Annotated in this window: 18 protein-coding genes; 14 read left to right on the top strand and 4 right to left on the bottom strand. The window is 63.8% G+C overall.

What is annotated here, in order from left to right:
* The first annotated feature begins 1 nt into the window (after nt 1).
* From ACR30Z_RS18050 to ACR30Z_RS17985, 14 genes are all read left to right on the top strand, one after another.
* The gene (locus tag ACR30Z_RS18050) at nt 2-805 is read left to right on the top strand and encodes a hydroxypyruvate isomerase family protein (protein ID WP_434373984.1); all 804 of its coding nucleotides are present in this window, start codon (nt 2-4) and stop codon (nt 803-805) included.
* Nucleotides 806-1,768: a 2-hydroxy-3-oxopropionate reductase gene (locus ACR30Z_RS18045; protein ID WP_434374161.1), complete on the top strand. Its 963-nt coding sequence runs from the start codon at nt 806-808 to the stop codon at nt 1,766-1,768.
* A gap of 122 nt (nt 1,769-1,890) precedes the next feature.
* The gene (gcl, locus tag ACR30Z_RS18040; protein WP_207594954.1) at nt 1,891-3,666 is read left to right on the top strand and encodes a glyoxylate carboligase; all 1,776 of its coding nucleotides are present in this window, start codon (nt 1,891-1,893) and stop codon (nt 3,664-3,666) included.
* A 24-nt stretch (nt 3,667-3,690) separates the two neighbouring features.
* Nucleotides 3,691-4,857, top strand: coding sequence for a glycerate kinase (locus ACR30Z_RS18035; RefSeq protein ID WP_434373982.1), 1,167 nt, complete (start codon nt 3,691-3,693; stop codon nt 4,855-4,857).
* Nucleotides 4,850-6,199, top strand: a complete 1,350-nt coding sequence (gene allB / locus ACR30Z_RS18030) for an allantoinase AllB (RefSeq protein WP_018778733.1) — start codon at nt 4,850-4,852, stop codon at nt 6,197-6,199. Before ACR30Z_RS18035 ends, allB begins: the two co-directional genes overlap by 8 nt.
* 10 nt (nt 6,200-6,209) lie before the next feature.
* The gene (locus ACR30Z_RS18025) at nt 6,210-6,947 is read left to right on the top strand and encodes a winged helix-turn-helix domain-containing protein (RefSeq protein WP_434373979.1); all 738 of its coding nucleotides are present in this window, start codon (nt 6,210-6,212) and stop codon (nt 6,945-6,947) included.
* A gap of 81 nt (nt 6,948-7,028) precedes the next feature.
* A complete protein-coding gene (gene bcp, locus ACR30Z_RS18020) occupies nt 7,029-7,496 on the top strand; it encodes a thioredoxin-dependent thiol peroxidase (RefSeq protein ID WP_144649353.1) in 468 nt (155 codons plus the stop codon).
* A 147-nt stretch (nt 7,497-7,643) separates the two neighbouring features.
* Nucleotides 7,644-8,762, top strand: coding sequence for a PP2C family protein-serine/threonine phosphatase (locus ACR30Z_RS18015; protein WP_434373977.1), 1,119 nt, complete (start codon nt 7,644-7,646; stop codon nt 8,760-8,762).
* A gap of 18 nt (nt 8,763-8,780) precedes the next feature.
* Complete coding sequence (locus ACR30Z_RS18010; RefSeq protein WP_144649351.1) at nt 8,781-10,769, top strand: glycosyltransferase family 2 protein; 1,989 nt, start codon at nt 8,781-8,783, stop codon at nt 10,767-10,769.
* On the top strand, nt 10,759-11,091 hold the full coding sequence (locus ACR30Z_RS18005; protein ID WP_089596282.1) for an STAS domain-containing protein: 333 nt from the start codon (nt 10,759-10,761) through the stop codon (nt 11,089-11,091). Before ACR30Z_RS18010 ends, ACR30Z_RS18005 begins: the two co-directional genes overlap by 11 nt.
* Complete coding sequence (locus ACR30Z_RS18000; protein WP_434373974.1) at nt 11,084-11,503, top strand: ATP-binding protein; 420 nt, start codon at nt 11,084-11,086, stop codon at nt 11,501-11,503. Before ACR30Z_RS18005 ends, ACR30Z_RS18000 begins: the two co-directional genes overlap by 8 nt.
* 194 nt (nt 11,504-11,697) lie before the next feature.
* Nucleotides 11,698-12,243: a hypothetical protein gene (locus ACR30Z_RS17995; protein ID WP_434373972.1), complete on the top strand. Its 546-nt coding sequence runs from the start codon at nt 11,698-11,700 to the stop codon at nt 12,241-12,243.
* A 74-nt stretch (nt 12,244-12,317) separates the two neighbouring features.
* Nucleotides 12,318-13,328, top strand: coding sequence for a C2 family cysteine protease (locus tag ACR30Z_RS17990; protein WP_434373970.1), 1,011 nt, complete (start codon nt 12,318-12,320; stop codon nt 13,326-13,328).
* A gap of 8 nt (nt 13,329-13,336) precedes the next feature.
* Nucleotides 13,337-13,609: a hypothetical protein gene (locus tag ACR30Z_RS17985; protein ID WP_144649347.1), complete on the top strand. Its 273-nt coding sequence runs from the start codon at nt 13,337-13,339 to the stop codon at nt 13,607-13,609.
* A 35-nt stretch (nt 13,610-13,644) separates the two neighbouring features.
* On the opposite strand, the gene ACR30Z_RS17980 is transcribed toward ACR30Z_RS17985, so the two are convergent.
* The 4 genes from ACR30Z_RS17980 to ACR30Z_RS17965 all read right to left on the bottom strand — a co-directional run bounded on the left by ACR30Z_RS17980 (nt 13,645) and on the right by ACR30Z_RS17965 (nt 17,981).
* Nucleotides 13,645-14,478 carry a hypothetical protein gene (locus ACR30Z_RS17980; RefSeq protein ID WP_434373968.1) on the bottom strand — a complete coding sequence of 278 codons (834 nt, stop codon included), beginning with the start codon at nt 14,476-14,478 and terminating at the stop codon, nt 13,645-13,647.
* Nucleotides 14,459-15,541, bottom strand: a complete 1,083-nt coding sequence (locus ACR30Z_RS17975; protein WP_434373966.1) for a hypothetical protein — start codon at nt 15,539-15,541, stop codon at nt 14,459-14,461. The genes ACR30Z_RS17980 and ACR30Z_RS17975 overlap by 20 nt, the downstream gene beginning before the upstream one ends.
* A gap of 71 nt (nt 15,542-15,612) precedes the next feature.
* A complete protein-coding gene (locus ACR30Z_RS17970; protein WP_434373965.1) occupies nt 15,613-16,707 on the bottom strand; it encodes a pyridoxal-phosphate-dependent aminotransferase family protein in 1,095 nt (364 codons plus the stop codon).
* A gap of 26 nt (nt 16,708-16,733) precedes the next feature.
* Nucleotides 16,734-17,981: an MFS transporter gene (locus ACR30Z_RS17965; protein ID WP_434373964.1), complete on the bottom strand. Its 1,248-nt coding sequence runs from the start codon at nt 17,979-17,981 to the stop codon at nt 16,734-16,736.
* Between the last annotated feature and the right edge of the window lie 48 nt (nt 17,982-18,029).

Here is an 18,029-nt window from a genome sequence, read left to right as displayed (position 1 = left end):
GATGACGTACACAGTGAACTGCTCCATCCTCCTGACGGAGCTGCCCTTGCTCGAGCGCCCCGCCGCCGCGAAGGCAGCCGGTTTTGACGCCGTCGAGTTCTGGTGGCCCTTCGAAACCTCCGTCCCCACCGACGCACAAGTAAGTGAATTCGAGAACGCCATCAAGGACGCCGGCGTTCAGCTCACGGGCCTGAACTTCAACGCAGGCAACATGCCCGGCGGCGACCGCGGCCTGGTTTCCTGGAAGGGACGTTGCTCCGAGTTCAAGGACAACATCGACGTCGTTGCCGGCATCGGTGAGCGCCTCGGCTGCAAGGCCTTCAACGCCCTCTACGGCAACCGCCAGGACGAGTTCACCCCTGAAGAGCAGGACGAACTCGCCGCCAAGAACCTCGCCGCAGCAGCAGAAGGCGTCGCCCGCATCGGCGGCACCGTCCTCCTCGAACCGGTCAGCGGCGCACCCAAGTACCCGCTCCTCACCGCCGAAGACGCACTCAAGGTCATCGCCCGCGTCAAGGCAGAATCCGGCGCACAGAACATCAAGCTCCTCGCCGACTTCTACCACCTGGCAGTCAACGGCGACGACGTCGAATCCGTCATCGAGAACCACGCCAAGGACTTCGGCCACATCCAGATCGCCGACAACCCCGGCCGCGGAGCTCCCGGAACCGGCACGCTCCCCCTCGGCGAATTGATCGCCCGCAGCCGCGAACTCGGCTACGACGGCTACATCGGCCTCGAGTACAAGGAACCGCAGGAATCGGCCTTCAGCTGGGCCATCCGCCAGCGCGCCAACGCCAACTGAATTACGACGGCGGCACCCACCACGGCGGCCGACTCGCCAACCAGCACACCTGAGCTAAAACAGACTTTCAGAAAGAGAACCACAATGAGCAACGTTGCAGTCATCGGACTCGGAATCATGGGCCTCCCCATGGCCATCAACCTCGTCAAGGCCGGCCACACGGTCACCGGTTTCAACCGCAGCCAGGACAAGATCGACAAGCTCGTCTCCGAGGGCGGCCAGGGTGCCACGAGCATCGCGGACGCAGTCAAGGACGCCGACGTCGTCATCACCATGGTCCCGGACTCCCCCGATGTTGAGGGCGTAGTCAGCGGCAAGGATGGCGTCTTCGCCAACGCGAAGAAGGGCACCATCTGGATCGACGCATCCAGCATCCGCCCGGATGTCGCCAAGCGCCTCTCGGACGATGCAGTCGCAGCTGGCATCCGCCCGCTCGACGCTCCCGTATCCGGTGGTGAGCAGGGCGCCATCGACGCCGTACTGTCCATCATGGTCGGCGGCGAAGCTGCTGACTTCGAGGCAGCACAGGATGTCCTCAACGCAGTGGGCAAGACCATCGTCCACGTCGGCCCGTCCGGCTCCGGCCAGACCGTCAAGGCTGCAAACCAGCTGATCGTAGCCGTCAACATTCAGGTCCTCGGCGAGGCCATCGCCTTCCTTGAGGCCTACGGCGTGGACACCGACGCAGCACTGAAGGTCTTGGGCGGCGGCTTGGCCGGCTCCAAGGTCCTCGACCAGAAGGGTCAGAAGATGCTCGACCGCAACTTCGACCCCGGCTTCCGCCTGGCCCTCCACCACAAGGACCTCGGCATCGTCACCTCCGCAGCCCGCGAAGCCAACGTCGCTGTCCCGCTCGGCGCAGTTGTCGCCCAGCTCGTCGCCGCAACCGTCAACCAGGGCGACGGCGGCCTCGACCACTCGGGCCTCTTCAAGCAGGTCCTCCAGCTCAGCGGCCGGAAGTAAGACCAGCCCCCACGGCAAAAGAGTTTGTGTACAGCTGACGCCCGGAAAACACCTTCTAGAAGGCGTTATCTGTACACAAACTCGCTTCAACACACCCAAAAACAGACTTCAAGGAGTACACCATGGCTAAGATGCGCACCGTTGATGCGGCAGTCGCCATCCTGGAAAAGGAAGGCGCAACCGAAGCTTTCGGTCTGCCCGGCGCAGCGATCAACCCCTTCTACTCAGCAATGCGTGCCCACGGCGGCATCCGCCACACGCTGGCCCGCCACGTTGAAGGCGCCAGCCACATGGCCGACGGCTACAGCCGCGCAGCTGATGGCAACATCGGCATCTGCATCGGCACGTCGGGCCCTGCTGGCACGGACATGATCACCGGGCTGTACGCGGCCCAGGCTGATTCCATCCCCATGCTCTGCATCACCGGCCAGGCACCCGTTGCCAAGCTGCACAAGGAAGACTTCCAGGCCGTGGACATCGAGTCCATCGCCAAGCCGTTGACCAAGTTCGCCATGACCATCCTGGAGCCGGGCCAGGTTCCCGGTGCGTTCCAGAAGGCGTTCCAGCTGATGCGTTCGGGTCGTCCAGGCCCGGTCCTGCTGGATCTGCCCATCGACGTTCAGATGGCCGAGATCGAGTTCGACATCGATGCCTACGAGCCCCTGCCCATCGAGAAGCCCAAGGCTTCCCGTAAGCAGCTGGAAAAGGCACTGGACCTGCTGACCGCAGCCAAGCACCCGCTGATCGTTGCCGGTGGCGGCGTCATCAACGCCGGCGCTTCGGCGCAGCTGGTTGAGCTGGCCGAGATCCTGAACGTTCCCGTTATCCCCACCTTGATGGGCTGGGGCGCCATCCCGGACGACCACCAGCTGATGGCCGGAATGGTTGGCCTGCAGACCTCGCACCGCTACGGCAACGAGACATTCCTGCAGAGCGACTTCGTGATCGGCATCGGCAACCGTTGGGCCAATCGTCACACCGGCGGCCTGGACACCTACACGGCCGGCCGTAAGTTCGTGCACATCGACATCGAGCCGACGCAGATCGGTCGCGTTTTCTCGCCGGACTTGGGCATCGCGTCCGACGCCGGTGCGGCGCTGGACGGTCTGTTGGAGCTGGCTCGCGAACGCCAGGCAGCCAAGACCCTGCCGGACTACTCGGGTTGGGTTGCCGAGTGCCAGGAGCGCAAGGGCTCCCTGCACCGCAAGACCAACTTCGACAACGTGCCCATCAAGCCGCAGCGTGTGTACCAGGAGATGAACAAGGCCTTCGGCCGCGACACCACCTACGTGTCAACCATTGGCCTGTCGCAGATCGCCGGCGCACAGATGCTGCACGTGTTCGGTGCCCGCAAGTGGATCAACGCAGGCCAGGCCGGCCCGCTGGGTTGGACCGCTCCGGCAGCACTGGGCGTTGTTCGTGGAACCCCGGACGCCACCGTTGTTGCCCTCTCCGGTGACTACGACTTCCAGTTCATGATCGAGGAACTGGCCGTTGGCGCACAGTTCAACCTGCCGTACATCCACGTTGTGGTGAACAACAGCTACCTGGGCCTGATCCGTCAGAGCCAGCGCGGCTTCAACATGGAACAGAACGTTTCCTTGGCCTTCGAGAACATCAACAGCCCGGAGACCAACGGCTACGGCGTGGACCACATCAAGGTTGCTGAAGGTCTGGGCGTCAAGGCCATCCGCGTTGAGGACCCGAACGACCTGCCCGCCGCCTTCGACAAGGCCAAGGCACTGATGGGCGAGTTCAAGGTTCCCGTGGTGGTTGAAGTGATCCTGGAAAAGATCACCAACATCTCCATGGGCGTTGAGATCAACGGCGTGAACGAGTTCGAAGAGCTGGCAGAGACCGCAGCGGATGCACCCACCGCGATTCTGACCAAGGCCTAGAGAAAACAGTAAGGAGGCACCGGAATGCGTGTTGTCATCGCCCCGGACAAATTCAAGGGCTCGCTGTCCGCGCCCGACGTCGCCAAGCACCTGGCAACAGGCCTGCAGGCGGGGTTCGGCCAAGGCATTGAAGCAACACGCATTCCGGTGGCCGACGGCGGCGAAGGAACCATCGACGCCGCCATCGGCTCCGGCTTCACCCGCCGGACCACCACCGTCACCGGCCCGCTCGGCGAGCCAGTGAAGGCCGACTTCGCGGTGCGGGACCAGGAAGCTGTCATCGAAATGGCGGCAGCTTCCGGTCTCGCCCTCCTCCCGGACGGCCCCACGTCCCAGACGGCCAAGCAAGCAACCAGCATCGGCACGGGTGAACTCATAAGGGCCGCGCTGGACCTCGGCTGCCGCAAGATCATCCTGGGTGTGGGCGGCAGCGCCAACACCGACGCCGGCGCAGGAGTTCTGCAGGGCCTCGGCGCCGTCTTCCTGGACAAGGACGGCAACGAGCTCCCCGGCGGCGGTGCCGCACTCACGGAAATCGACACAATCGACTTCTCCAACTTCGACGTCCGCGTCGAGGCAACGGAGTTCGTGTTGGCGTCCGACGTCGACAATCCCCTTCTGGGGGCCAGCGGAGCCCCGGCCATCTTCGGTCCGCAAAAAGGCGCGACGCCGGACGACGTCACCGAACTGGATGCCGCGGCAAGCCACTTCGTCGACGTCCTCGCAGCCACCACCGGGACCCATGCCAAGTACGCCGCCAAGGCAGAAGGCGCTGGAGCCGCAGGCGGCGTTGGCTACATTGCCATCGCGGCACTGAAGGCAGAGCGGCGGCCGGGCATCGACGTCGTTCTTGAATTCACTGAACTCGAGCGCAGGCTCAAGGGCGCCGACCTGGTGATCACCGGAGAAGGCAGCCTGGACGAGCAAAGCCTGCTCGGCAAGACGCCCATGGGTGTCTCGCGGGCGGCACAAAGGGCCGGGGTTCCCGTGATCGCAGTGTGCGGCCGGAGTACCCTGAGCCGGGAACAACTCACGGATTCCGGCTTCCACACGGTCCACGCACTGACCGATCTGGAAAAAGATGTCCAAAAATGTATCGCTGAAGCAGGTCCGTTGCTTGAACAATTAGGTAGGCACATAGGCGTGTACCTGGCGGAACGGACCGAAAACAAGGAGTACCTCAATGTCTGAAGCAATCGGCGCCTATGACCTCGTTATCCGGGGCCAGCGCATCCTGACCACCGCCGGCCTCGCCGCCCGCGAAGTTGGCATCCGCGACGGCGTTATCGTCGCCATCGAACCCCTGGGCAACGGCCTGACGGGCAACGAGGTCATCGAACTCGCAGACGACGAAACCCTCATCCCCGGCCTGGTGGACACCCACGTCCACGTCAACGAGCCCGGCCGCACCGAGTGGGAAGGCTTCGCCTCCGCCACCCGTGCCGCAGCAGCCGGTGGCGTGACCACCATCATCGACATGCCGCTGAACAGCATCCCGCCCACCACCACCGTGGACGGCCTGGAGCAGAAGCGCGTGGTCGCCAAGGACCAGGCATTCGTGGATGTCGGATTCTGGGGCGGTGCCATCCCCGGCAACAAGGCCGACCTCCGCCCGCTGCACGACGAAGGCGTCTTCGGCTTCAAGTGCTTCCTCCTGCACTCCGGCGTGGACGAGTTCCCGCACCTGGACGCGGACGAGATGGAAGAGGACATGAAGGAACTCAAGTCCTTCGACTCCCTCATGATCGTCCACGCCGAGGACTCCCACGCGATCGACCGCGCCCCGCACCCGGGCGGCGACCACTACGAGACCTTCCTGGCCTCCCGTCCCCGCGGCGCCGAGAACAAGGCCATCGCCGAGGTCATCGAACGTGCCCGCTGGACCGGCGCCCGCGCCCACATCCTGCACCTCTCCTCCTCCGACGCGCTTCCCATGATCGCTTCGGCAAAGCGCGACGGCGTCAACCTCACCGTTGAGACCTGCCCGCACTACCTGACGCTCATGGCCGAAGAAATCCCCGACGGCGCCACGGCCTACAAGTGCTGCCCGCCCATCCGCGAGGCCTCCAACCGCGAGCTCCTCTGGAAGGGCCTGCAGGACGGCACCATCGACTGCATCGTCTCGGACCACTCCCCCTCCACACTGGACCTGAAGGACCTGGAAAACGGCGACTTCGCAGTAGCCTGGGGCGGCGTTTCCTCGCTCCAGCTGGGCCTTTCCCTGATCTGGACCGAAGCCCGCCACCGCGGCATCCCGCTGGAACAGGTGGTTTCCTGGATGGCTGAGAAGCCCGCCGCCCTGGCCCGCCTGCACAACAAGGGCCAGCTCGCACTGGGCTACGACGCCGACTTCTCCATCTTCGCTCCGGACGAGGCCTTCGTTGTGGACGTCACCAAGCTCAAGCACAAGAACCCGATCACGCCGTACGACGGCCGTCCGCTGGCCGGCGTCGTCCGCAAGACGTACCTGCGCGGCACCCCGATCGACGGCCAGAACCCCGGCGGCAAGCTGCTCCGCCGCGGCAACGTTTAGGTCCACCGCCATGGCAGTCAATGCCTACGGGCCGCCCCCGTCGCGCGGTTCTTCCGCGCGGCGGCCCGGCTTGAACGCGCGCGGCCTGGCACTTTGGGTCAACCCGGCCGAGGGCGACGAGATCGATCCTGAGGTCTGGGAGCGGGCAGCACGACTTGTGCTGGCCCGTGCCATGAAACTTGCCCCGGAGGCGGAAGTCCGTATCTGGCCCGCCATCGGGGCACAGCACTCCGGCGTCGGCGACACTTCCTGGGGCGGCACTCCGCAGGAAGCCGCCGACGCCGGTACCACCTCTGGAGGGACGAGCGCTCTTTCGCTCGCCGAAGCCCTCGCCGAGGCCCGTTCCACGACAGGTTCCGACGGCGGCGACGGCGCCTCAGCGGGCGGCAGCACCGCCGTCGAGCCCGTAACGTTGGCGAGCCGCCGCAGCCAACTTGCGGTGGACCTCGCCGCTGAAGTAGTGCTGCTGGACGGCGAGCCCGTGGCCTTTACTGGCATGGAATACAAGCTGCTCCGCTACCTCGTGGTGAACTGCTCACGGGCCATCAGTCGTGAAGAATTGCAACGTTTCCTGGAGTCATTTGACCTTCCCGGCGCGGCATTTCGCTCGATCGACGTTTATGTTGGAAGGGTGCGGCGGAAGCTAGGCTCCGCCCGACACACCGTCGCCACCGTCCGTGGTGGCGGCTACCAGTTCGTGCCAGGGCCCTATGCCACAGTGCGCGGACCTGCGGAATACAGCATCTAAGTTCGCTGTTCTGTCTTCTAGACAATCCGTTTTTTGAATGACCAATGCCGGCCGTTTGCCGGTGAAACGTAAAGGATCGCCATGACCCAGAAACTCCTCGTCGGAACGCAAGCACCTGACTTTGCGCTGCTCGACGCCGACGGCACCAAGGTCTCGCTGTCCGACTACCGCGGACGCAACGTCATTGTGTACTTCTACCCGAAGGCAGCCACCCCCGGCTGCACCACCGAGGCCTGCGACTTCCGCGACAACCTCGCCAGCCTGCAGGGCAACGGCTACGACGTTATCGGGATCTCCCCGGACGCTCCGGAAGCACTGTCCAAGTTCACGGGTGAATTCGCCCTGACCTTCCCGCTGCTCTCCGACGAAGACCACAAGGTTGCACTGGCCTACGGAGCCTGGGGCGAGAAGCTGGTGGACGGCGAAATCGTCGAAGGCCTGGTCCGCTCCACCGTTGTCCTCGACGGCGAAGGCACCGTGAAGCTCACCCAGTACCAGGTCAGCGCGCAGGGCCACGTCCAGGCGCTCAAGGAAGAGCTGGGCGTCTAACCCTCTCTCACATCCCACGCGTCTGAGGGAATCCCCCTCTCACATAACTGAACAAATCCTGTAACGCCCGCTCACTTAACGTGAGCGGGCGTTACATTTGTCTTGACTAAACGTGACAAAAGCCCGGCCGCATTAGTTAATGGAGCCATGGTCTCCCCAACACCTGTACGCCACGCTGTAGTCGTCGAAGATGACGCCGACATCCGCGGCCTCCTCGTCCTGGTCCTCGAGCAGCTCGACTTCGTGGTGACCGAGGCGCCCGACGGCCTCTCCGGCGTCGAAGCTGTCCGCACAACCAATGCCGAACTCGTAACGCTGGACGTGAACCTCCCGGACATCGACGGCATGGAAGTGTGCCGCCGCCTCCGCGAATTCTCGGACGCCTACATCCTGATGCTCACCGCCCGTGCCGATGAGATCGACCGCCTCAACGGTCTGGACACCGGTGCCGACGACTACATCAACAAGCCCTTCAGCCCCAAGGAACTCCAGGCACGCATCCGCGCCCTGTTCCGCCGGGCGCGGACGCCCGCAGCTCCCGCCGAGGATCCGCGCCAAAGCGACGAACTGGAGCGCGCGGCAGTGGTGCAGCACAGCCTCCTCCCCCGCGAAACAGTTCGGCTGGAGGGATACGACGTCGCTGGCGCCTTCCGTCCGACGCGCAGCGTGGGTGGGGACTTCTACGACTGGTACCAAACACGCGACGGCATGCACCTCACCTTCGCTGACGCGATGGGCAAAGGGATGGGGGCCGCGTTGATCGCCGCCACCGTCCGCGCCGTGATGCGGTCCGTTGCCGACACCCCCGCCATCTTTGACGCCTTCAGCTCTGCAAGCACCACCATCGCCTCCGACCTCGACCAGTCCGGCTCCTTCGCAACGATGTTCCACGCCCGGCTGGACAGCGCGTCCGGAAAGCTCAGCTATATCGACGCCGGTCATGGACTCGCACTGCACATTCCGGCTGAGGGGGCGGCACAGAGGCTCGTATCGGCAGGCCCGCCCGTCGGCATCCTGGACGGACAGCACTGGCCGGCCTCGGAACTGGACCTGGAGCCGGGAGACTCGCTGGTGATTGTCAGCGACGGCGTGCTGGACGCCCACGACTCCCTGGAGGACTTCATGGTGAACGTGGAGAAGGCAGCCCGCAGCGGAGACACCTCGGAGGACGTCTGCGCCGCCCTGCTGGAGTTGGCACCGGCGGCTACAGCGGAAGACGACGTAACCGCCGTCGTCGTTCGCCGTAAACCTGACGCAACGCACTAAGGCCACAAAGGGGGGATTGTGACACGTTTCTGGACGCGGCTGTTCGTTGTCCTCACGGTCATTCTGGGCGTCAATTACGTTGCCTGGCGCTGGCTGGCGTCACTGAACTGGGAGGCGTGGTGGATCGCCGTTCCGTTGGTGATTGCCGAGACGTACAGCCTCATTGACGTGATGCTGTTCGGGCTGACGGTGTGGAACCTGAAGATCCGCAAACCACCACCCCCGGCGCCTGACACCGCCACCGTGGATGTCTTCATCACCACCTACAACGAACCACTGGACCTGGTGATGACCACCGCCTTGGCCGCCAAGGACATCCGCTGGCCCCACAGCACCTGGATCCTGGACGACGGCGACCGCCCCGAGATGCGCGAACTGGCCGAGTCGAATGGCATTGGCTACGTGACGCGAGGCGCCGACTGGACGCCCGACATGCCGCGGCACGCCAAAGCCGGCAACCTGAACAACGCGCTCATGGTCACCTCAGGCGAATACCTGTTGATTCTCGACGCCGACCAGATCCCCGAACCGGACATCCTGGACAAGACGCTGGGCTACTTCAACGACGACCGCGTAGCCCTGGTCCAGACTCCGCAGTACTTCATCAACGTCCCTGCCGACGACCCCCTGGGCAGCCAGGCACCCTTGTTCTACGGACCCATCCAGCAGGGCAAGGACGGCTGGAACGCTGCGTTCTTCTGCGGATCCAACGCGATCCTCCGCAGGGAAGCCCTCATGCAACTGGGCTTGGTGGGCTATGTCAAAGCCACGGAAAAGAGCGTCCGCCGGGCCCTTGCCGCATCCCGCTCCGCCATCAAGAAGGCACGGCGCTCGGACGAAGCCAAAAACCCGCTGGTGGAGCAGATGCTCAACCAGGTTGAGGCCGCCACGGAAACCGCCCAAACCGAACTCGAGGCCGGGGCCTCCCTCAGCGAGATCACGTACCGCGTACGCCGCAAAGTGGACGACGCCGTACGCACCCTGGTGGCCGCCGACTTCTCCGCGCTGCAGGCCGACCTCGAAGAGATCGCCGCGATGGAACTTGCCCACGTCGGCGAGGGAGGCGTCACAACTGTGGCGACTGACGCCGTCGACCGTATGTCCGGACGCGACTGGTCGCCGCTGGGTGCGCTCGAATCCGTGCACGCCGTCCTGGACGCCATCTCCGTGGAACGCACCGACGAAGCCCAGCCCATCATGCCGCTGGCCACCATTTCCGTCACCGAGGACATGGCAACGGCAATGCGCATCCACTCCCTCGGCTGGAAGAGCGTGTACCACCACGAAATCCTGGCCAACGGCTTGGCACCGGAGGACCTCAAGACCATGCTGACCCAACGCCTTCGCTGGGCCCAGGGCACCATGCAGGTACTCCTTCGCGAAAATCCGCTGGTCCAGCGCCGGCTGACGTGGGGCCAACGGCTCATGTACTTCTCCACCATGTGGAGCTACCTCAGCGGCTTCGCGGCCGTGGTGTACTTCGCCGCGCCGATCATCTACCTGACGCTGGGCATCCTTCCGGTCAGCAGCTTGAGCTACGACTTCTTCATCCGCTTCATCCCGTTCATGGTGGTGAACCAACTGCTGTTCGTGGTGGCCGGGCATGGGATCCCCACCTGGCGCGGGCAGCAGTACAGCCTCGCGTTGTTCCCCACGTGGATCAAGGCCTGCACGACGGCGGCACGCAACGTGTGGTTCGGCCGTCCCCTCGGGTTTGCGGTCACCCCCAAGGCCCGGCAGAGCGGCGGGCCGAGTTGGAGCCTCATCCGGCCGCAGATCATCGTGGCCGTGTTGCTTGCAGTGGCTCTGGTTGTAGGGATTATTCGGCTGCTCGCCGGAATGTCCGAGCCTCTGGGCACGCTGGTGAACGTGGCCTGGGTGGCGTTCGACCTTGTGGTCCTGAGCGTGCTGGTCAAGGCAGTTTTGTACAAGGGTTTTGTGCCTGAAAATGGGCCCGAGCATGGTGGGCCGGAACGCCCGGAGGAAAGGAATGCAGATGCAGTTTAGCTACGAGGTCAAGGACTCCTACGCGGAGGTGAAGAGCGTAGGCCGGCTGAACATGGTGGCCGCGCCCAAACTGCGCGAGGTAGTGAATGAGGTGGTAGCCAGCGGTTCAAGCCGCGTGGTGGTCAACTTGGCCGAGACGGACTTCATGGACTCCTCCGGCCTTGGAGCCCTCATCGGTTGCCTCAAAGCAGCACGCCAGGCCGGCGGTGACCTCCGGATCGCCGGTGTCCAGCCGCAGGTCAAGATGGTCCTGGAACTGACCAACATGGATCGGGTACTCACTGCCTACCCCTCGGCCGAGGAGGCGTTCGGAGATGACTGAGGTTGTAGCCCGGCGCGGTTTCCATGGCCCGTCCAACGACGACGCAATCGGGGCCATCCACAATGAGCTGGACGGCCTGTGGGACGATGCCTCCTTCGTGCCGGACATGGATCGGATGACGTTCGCCACCGCAGTGATCGAGGCAGCGGCCAACATTGTGCAGCACGCCCTTCCGGTGGCGGACAAGCCCGTGGAGATCGACGTCGACATCAGCGTCCGTCCCACCCGGCTAGTGGCGAGGGTCAGCGCGTTCAACGCCCGCGAACCGTTCGCCAACGACATGCAGGCTTCCATGCCGGACGAAGACGCCGAGTCCGGGCGTGGGTTGGCGCTGATCGAGGCCTTGGTGACCACTGTGACCTTCGAACGCCAGGACGGCACGAACACCTGGATCCTGACCCGCAACACCTGACCCTCTCTCACATCCCACCCCCTCCCCGCCCGTCCCTCTCTCACATCCCACCCCCTCCCCGCCCGTCCCTCTCTCACATCCCACCCCCTCCCGAGGGGTGTTCTCCCCATCGTCAAGCGCAACCCAGCGTGACAACATTCGGTGAGGACCGCCGTCGAGCACTAACTGAAACTGGGGACCACATGAACCGCCGCATGCACCGAAAGCCTTGGGCGCTGGCTGCTGCCCTGTTGGTGGGGGCCGTCGCTGCGGGCTGCGGCAGCACGCCCGATGGACCCACCCGGGAACCCAGCAGCCCGCCTCCCGTCACCGCCAGTCCGGCTCCCCTCGCGGAAAGCAAAGCAAAATATGACTCCCTGCGCGCTGACCTCGTTGCCGCATTGGAGCAGCAGATGCCGGACATCACCTGGTCCGTGGATGATCCGGCACGCATGAGCCGCACTCAAGACGGCAGGTGCGTGTTTTCCCCGCAGAGCATGAAAAGCAGCGCGGACATCGTGGAGCGTTCAAGGAACTTCGAAGAGGTCTTTACTGCCGCCGATCCCGTCCTCAAGAAGCACGGATTCCCAGCATTTGACGGCACTGACCCAGTCCCGGGCGGCTGGGTAGTGGCCCGCAGTACGGACAGCGTCGGCGCCACCGTCACCATCCAGTCAAAGAGCCCAGCCTACCTGGACGTCACCGTTCCGGTGGCCTCCGAGACGTGCGATTCGGACGAGCTATCTCAAGGGGACAAGTAATGCCGGGATTTTATGGTGCTGACATTGAACAGTTGCGGGCTCTCGCCAAGACGATGTCCAGGCATTCAGAAAGAATGACCTCGTTGTCCCTTGAGCTGGGCAACCTCATCACCAACGCCCGCTGGGATGGCCGCGACGCCGCGACATTTCGGGCTTCCTGGAACTCCGAGCACCGGCCAATGCTGAAAAAGATCTCTGCCGAACTGCAGAATCAAGCACGTGAGCTCGAGCGCAATGCGGACCAGCAAGACACCAGCAGTTCCGGTGACTCCGGTTCGGGCGGCTCAGGCAAGGGCGACTCGAACCCTCCCGGCGACCCCGGTCCGCTGGACCCGGACACGCCCGACGTCGATGTTCCCGGCGACGTTCGCGACGATCCCAACGCCGGCGACCCCAGCGACATCAACCAAGGTCAGATTGGCGACTGCTGGTTGTTGGCGGGTATTGGTTCGGTGGCCCAGGTCCTGGAGCGCGAAGGCAAGCTCGATGAATTCCTCGAGGAGCACATGCGTCCCGTGGGTGATCCTCCGACGCACTGGGTGGTCACCCTCTACGAGGACGGCGAACCCGTGGAAGTCACTGTGGAGGCCAAGTCCACCGAGGGCGGCGTCCGCGGTGCCGACGGCGAACCGAACTGGCTTTCCATCTACGAGCGCGCGGCCGCTGAGCACCGAGGCGGCTCCTATGACGACATCGACGGCGGCTTCAGCAACGAGGCCATGGAGCTGATGACCGGCCAGTCCGCCGATAAGGATGGCGAGCTGGACCTGGACGAGATCGAGGACAAGCTCTCGGACGGGCAGGCCATTTCCGTGGGCACCGAGGACGTCAAGGACGACGATTTCGACTGGGTCTGGGAGTCCGACGAAGTCAACCGAACCGATGTGGTTCCCAACCACGCGTACGTTGTGGTTGATGTGAAAACCAACGACGACGGCGAGAAAGTCATCGTCCTCGCCAACCCGTGGGGACCCTCCGGCGGTTACATGGAAGGCGACGACGACCACAAATCCGGCACGCTGGAATTGACCGAGGATGAGTACAAGGAAAACTTCGATTCCGTGTACTCCGTGGACGTGAAGTAAGGATGGCCGTGGAAAAGCTCGTGACAGTCAAGCAAGGCATGCAGCCCACCTTCGACGGCGTCAAGGTTGGCGTGGTCAAGATCGGCATCGCCGACGGTGCTCCCGCTATCCAGTTCTGGATCCGGACCGCCGAACAACAGCGGAAACAGGCCTTCCGCGAAGGCCAGTCGGTCACCCTGCCGGGCGCTGGCCTGTTGACGGTCACCTCGATCCAACCCGCCGACGGCAACAGAGCGGCCAGCGCGACTTTAACGTACGACGGCGGTCGACTCACCGCTTGAGCGTCGGCGCTGGCAAAGACTTCCCGGAAGACTGACTACCCTTGTGGGCCCACAGCTTCCAGCAAGTCGGCGGCCAGAATTGACGCTGACATGGACACAAGTTCTGGATCGCCGAGGCCTTCTTCGGCGCGGCCCGCCATCAGGGACCCTATTGCTTCCGGACCGGAAGCAAAAACCAACGTAAGGTGCTCGATGGCTTCTTTGGTCGCTTCCTCACTGACGTTGTCTGCCAAGAGGCGATCAAACCCAGCTGCCAGATCATCAGTGTCTATGGCACGAAGGATGCGATACGCGTCGTGCGCATCCTTGTCCAGCAGACGGTGCGGCGTCCCGATCCGTTCCGCAAGCTTGTGAAGCTTTGCAACAAGCAGAGCGGCCGGGCCCGCCACCTTGACCTTCGTGACACGGCTATCGTCGGGAGCAAGCGCAGGGACTTCAAGAACGCTATGGTCAACCAGCGTGGCTTCGAGCCCACGGGCCCGGCGGGTTGCGCGTCTGTCATGCGGAGGTATCCTTGCACCGCGAGTGCCTGCCCCAGCAAAGCTCTCGGGAACCATCAGATCAACCGGAATGCCGTCCAAGCTGATCCAGGCACCCGGCTGGCCGGTCGCCGAAGGTACGAAACCTGCGACCCTCATGGCGTCTTCGAGAAGCGGATCGTCCCCCAATAGTCGGGGATCTACAGCCACATCGCTGTCCTTCGTGGCTTCAGCCAAAGCCACATCGATGCCGCCCGTCCTCAGATAGACGGCCTGAGCCCCGATAACTATGACTGCATCTTTGTGCTCATGCAGTGCTTCAAGCGCATCAAGCAGCACCGAACGAGCGCGGATCAGCAAATCTTCGCCGTTATCTCCAGAGCTGTTCATTCCGCACCATCCAATCAATTAATTCTTCGGCTTCGGAGGGAGCCCGCCCTGGCCCTGTCATAAGGTCAACGGCAACCTGTGCCGGTGCCGCCAGCTGTAGACCGTCTTGGCGGGTGATGACTCCCTTGAAAGCAACTCCGTATGCCGGTTTTGCGAGTAGGACATTCACGCCTGATTCTGCTGGGCGGAGACCCCACTCGCCTGCTGCCGTTATGGGGTCAGCCGTGTAGATCATGGCCGACCGGGATGGGGCATAGGCTGCCCAGTGGGCAGCAGCTATGGAGCCGGTCACTGCGTAGTCTTGGACGGAGCTCGTACGCATTCGGTTCAGCAGGTCCTCGAGCCCACGTGGTGCGATCCAGCGCGTGGTCATGTTGGATTTCTGAAATTGGTAGTCAAGGCTCCATCTCCGGAGCAACGAAGGCCAGTCTGGGATATTCAAAAGACCATTCTCGGTTCTTTTGATGAGTTCTTCACCTTCAAGAAACTCGATCACTCGATATACGGAACCAGTTGATGCTCCGGATTCGGAAACAAGTTCCCGAATCTTCCAGTGCCCAGCTCTATCTAGGAGCGAGCGGACTACTTTTGCGGCGGGCTCCCCCTTCAACGTTCCCCTAGGTCGACCTCGCCCCCTCCACGGATCCGAATCATCGCCACGATCCGATACGAACAGGGCAGGTGACTCCGTGCGCACAAGTATGTTGCCCGTCGCGTCAGCGTAGGAGAGACCGAACTGAGCCAGGCGGTCGCGAACCGATGGTGGTAAATACCGCGCAACTACCATTCCAATTGAATCGCCGAACTCCAAAAATCGTTCGAGATGCTCCTCAAGGGGGGCTATATCCCGCACGTCCAGCAATCGCTTGGCATGGACAAAGATTTTTGTCTGCGTACCGTCCGGGGCGCGGAGAAGAAAACAGGAGTCCCAACGCCTGTCTGCGGACAGGACTTCTACCTCCAATGACCAGTCGGTGGGGATCCGTTCACGAAGAAGCGCCTCAGCGATCGCGGGCAGATCAGCCTCAGTTGGTGGCGCGTCCAACGTCTTCGCTACATGCATGTTCAGATAATAACCTGTTTCCGCTGACTACGGAATAGTGCAAATTCCCGAACATCCCGAGCTCCTTTCAATCAGGCGTTCGCGATGGCCTCTTTCAGCGCGCCGAGCACCAGGGTCACTGAGGCACTGTTGGCGTTCGGGCCCATCATGCCGATCCGCCACACCGTGTCCGCGAACTCCCCAACGCCCGAGCCGATCTCCATACTGAAGTTCTCCAGAAGGTAGGCGCGGACGGCGGCCGAGTTGACGCCGTCGGGCACTTTGACCGTGGTGAGGCTCGGCAGTCGGGAGCCCTCGGCGGCAAACAGCTCGAGCCCCATTTCCTGCAGCCCGTCCTGCAAAGCGGCGCCCGCAGCGCGGTGCCGTGCCTGCACAACGCCCAGGCCCTCAGCGAGGATCCGGTCCAATGCTGCCTCGAGGCCTGCGATCATGGTGACCGGCGCAGTGTGGTGGTACGTCCGGGCCCCGCTCGCCGCGCCAACATAACCGCCGAGCAGGCCAATGTCGAGGTACCAGGAGCGCGGATCCTTGACGCGGCGCTCGAAGGCACGGTCGGACACCGTGAACGGCGACAGTCCGGGCGGGACGCCCAGGCACTTCTGCGTTCCGGCATATCCGACGTCGATACCCCAGTCGTCTGCCAACAGCTCCAGTCCGCCGATGGACGTGACAGCGTCGGTGATGAGCAAGGCATCCCCTTTGCCGGCGCCGAGCGCGGCGATGTCGGAGAGCACGCCCACGGACGTCTCGGCGTGGACAGCGGCGATGACTTTCGGGTTGGGATGCGCCGAGAGTACTCGGTCAGCATCCACGGGCTGACCCCATTCGTGATCCACCCGCACCACGGTGGCTCCGCAGCGCCGGGCCACCTCACACATGCGTGCCCCGAAAAGTCCGTTGACGGCGATGACTGCCACGTCGCCGTCGGACACGGTGTTCACAAACGCCGCTTCCATCCCACCGGAACCCGTGGCACTCAACGGGAGCGTCCGCGCGTTGGCTGTCCCCCAGACGGCCCGGAGGCCTTCGCACGCATGGTCGAGCCGTTCGATGAACACAGGATCGAGATGCCCGAGCACGGGATAGGCCAGAGCCGCCATGGCTTCGGGGTAGCAATTGCTCGGGCCGGGACCGAACAGGAACCTGGACGTCAGAATGTCTGGCATGTGCGAACTCCTTCAGCTGGTTGAGGTCATTCTGCCCCAGCGTGCTGGGCGGAGCGAACCAAACCCGCCCCTGCGGGCCTTTCGGGGCGCCGGAGCCGGTCCACACCCCAGATTGCCAGCGCGCCCAACGCGAAAAAGGCCCCGAGCACGCCGGCTCCAGTCCAGCCCCACCCGTCGTAGACGGGGGCGACGGTCGCGGCCCCCACTGCGCTGCCCACGGAGTAGAACACCATGTAACTGCCAATGATGCTGCTGGCGGATTCCTCGGCGCCGGACACGATCATGGTCTGGCTGCTGACATGGACGGCCTGGACGGCGGCGTCCAGCACGATGATGCCGGCGATGAACCACAGCAGCGACCAACTTCCCAGTGACAACGCCACCCACGAGCCAAGGAGAGCAAAGAGGCTCACTCCTGTGACGCGTTGCCCCCATCCCCGGTCCGCCGCGGCACCTGCCCTGGAAGCCGCCAGTATTCCCACGAGCCCGGCCAGCCCGAAGAGCCCAACAAGGCTTGGCGGGAGATTCCACGCAGGGCTGCCCAACAGCAGGGACATACCACTCCACAGCACTCCAAAGGACGCGAAAAGGAGCATGGTGATGAGCGCCCGGGTCCGGAACACAGGGTTGCTGCGCGTCAGGAGCACCACGGACCCAACAGCACGCCGGTAGCCAACCTCGCCTCGGACACGGGGGTCCGGCGGGAGCGCGCCGAAAGCTGCGATGGCCAGGACCGCCCCGGCCACAGCCGCGAGGACATAGACCGACCGCCAGCCCCACAGGTCCGTCATGCCTCCTGCCACTGTCCGCGCCAGGATAATGCCACTCACGACGCCGGCAGTGACGGTGCCGATACTTCCGCCCCTTTGCGCTGGGGTGCTTGAGGCGGCGGTGAACGCCACGATGGTCTGCACGACAGACGATGCCAGCCCCAGGAGCATGAAGCCGATGAGCAGTGCTGCCTGCGAGGATGCGAACGCCACGACGCATGCTCCTGCTGCAGTGGCTCCCACCTGAAGGGCGATGAGTGCGCGCCGGTCCACCAGGTCTCCCAGCGGCACCAGGAAGACCAGCCCGAGGAGATACCCGGCCTGGGCCGACGCCACCACGCATCCCACGCCCGCCACAGGGATTCCCACATCCGCCCCGATGCGTTCCAGCAGGGGTTGCCCGTAGTAAAGGTTGGACACCATGAAGCCAGCCACGACCGCGAGCAACAGCAGGAGGCGGCGGCTCAGTCCCTGCTTGGATGTCGTCTGAATACCGCCGGTCACAGGGCGCCTCCTAGTTTAGTTTCAATATGCAACCATTTGAGCCTATGG

The organism is Paenarthrobacter sp. FR1, assembly GCF_051106045.1.
GTDB classification, from domain to species: Bacteria; Actinomycetota; Actinomycetes; order Actinomycetales; family Micrococcaceae; genus Arthrobacter; species Arthrobacter nitroguajacolicus_A.
The sequence above is the reverse complement of the archived record's forward strand: the minus strand, read 5'-3'. Positions and strand labels throughout refer to the sequence as shown.

Excerpts from the sequence above, each read along its gene's own strand:
- ACR30Z_RS17990 (WP_434373970.1), top strand. The coding sequence starts at position 12,318 with ATGACCTCGTTGTCCCTTGAGCTGGGCAACCTCATCACCAACGCCCGC.
- ACR30Z_RS18025 (WP_434373979.1), top strand. The coding sequence starts at position 6,210 with ATGGCAGTCAATGCCTACGGGCCGCCCCCGTCGCGCGGTTCTTCCGCG.
- ACR30Z_RS18035 (WP_434373982.1), top strand. The coding sequence starts at position 3,691 with ATGCGTGTTGTCATCGCCCCGGACAAATTCAAGGGCTCGCTGTCCGCG.
- gcl (WP_207594954.1), top strand. The coding sequence starts at position 1,891 with ATGGCTAAGATGCGCACCGTTGATGCGGCAGTCGCCATCCTGGAAAAG.
- bcp (WP_144649353.1), top strand. The coding sequence starts at position 7,029 with ATGACCCAGAAACTCCTCGTCGGAACGCAAGCACCTGACTTTGCGCTG.
- ACR30Z_RS18015 (WP_434373977.1), top strand. The coding sequence starts at position 7,644 with ATGGTCTCCCCAACACCTGTACGCCACGCTGTAGTCGTCGAAGATGAC.
- ACR30Z_RS18050 (WP_434373984.1), top strand. The coding sequence starts at position 2 with ATGACGTACACAGTGAACTGCTCCATCCTCCTGACGGAGCTGCCCTTG.
- ACR30Z_RS17995 (WP_434373972.1), top strand. The coding sequence starts at position 11,698 with ATGCACCGAAAGCCTTGGGCGCTGGCTGCTGCCCTGTTGGTGGGGGCC.
- ACR30Z_RS18000 (WP_434373974.1), top strand. The coding sequence starts at position 11,084 with ATGACTGAGGTTGTAGCCCGGCGCGGTTTCCATGGCCCGTCCAACGAC.
- ACR30Z_RS17980 (WP_434373968.1), bottom strand. The coding sequence starts at position 14,478 with ATGAACAGCTCTGGAGATAACGGCGAAGATTTGCTGATCCGCGCTCGT.
- allB (WP_018778733.1), top strand. The coding sequence starts at position 4,850 with ATGTCTGAAGCAATCGGCGCCTATGACCTCGTTATCCGGGGCCAGCGC.
- ACR30Z_RS18005 (WP_089596282.1), top strand. The coding sequence starts at position 10,759 with ATGCAGTTTAGCTACGAGGTCAAGGACTCCTACGCGGAGGTGAAGAGC.
- ACR30Z_RS17970 (WP_434373965.1), bottom strand. The coding sequence starts at position 16,707 with ATGCCAGACATTCTGACGTCCAGGTTCCTGTTCGGTCCCGGCCCGAGC.
- ACR30Z_RS17975 (WP_434373966.1), bottom strand. The coding sequence starts at position 15,541 with ATGCATGTAGCGAAGACGTTGGACGCGCCACCAACTGAGGCTGATCTG.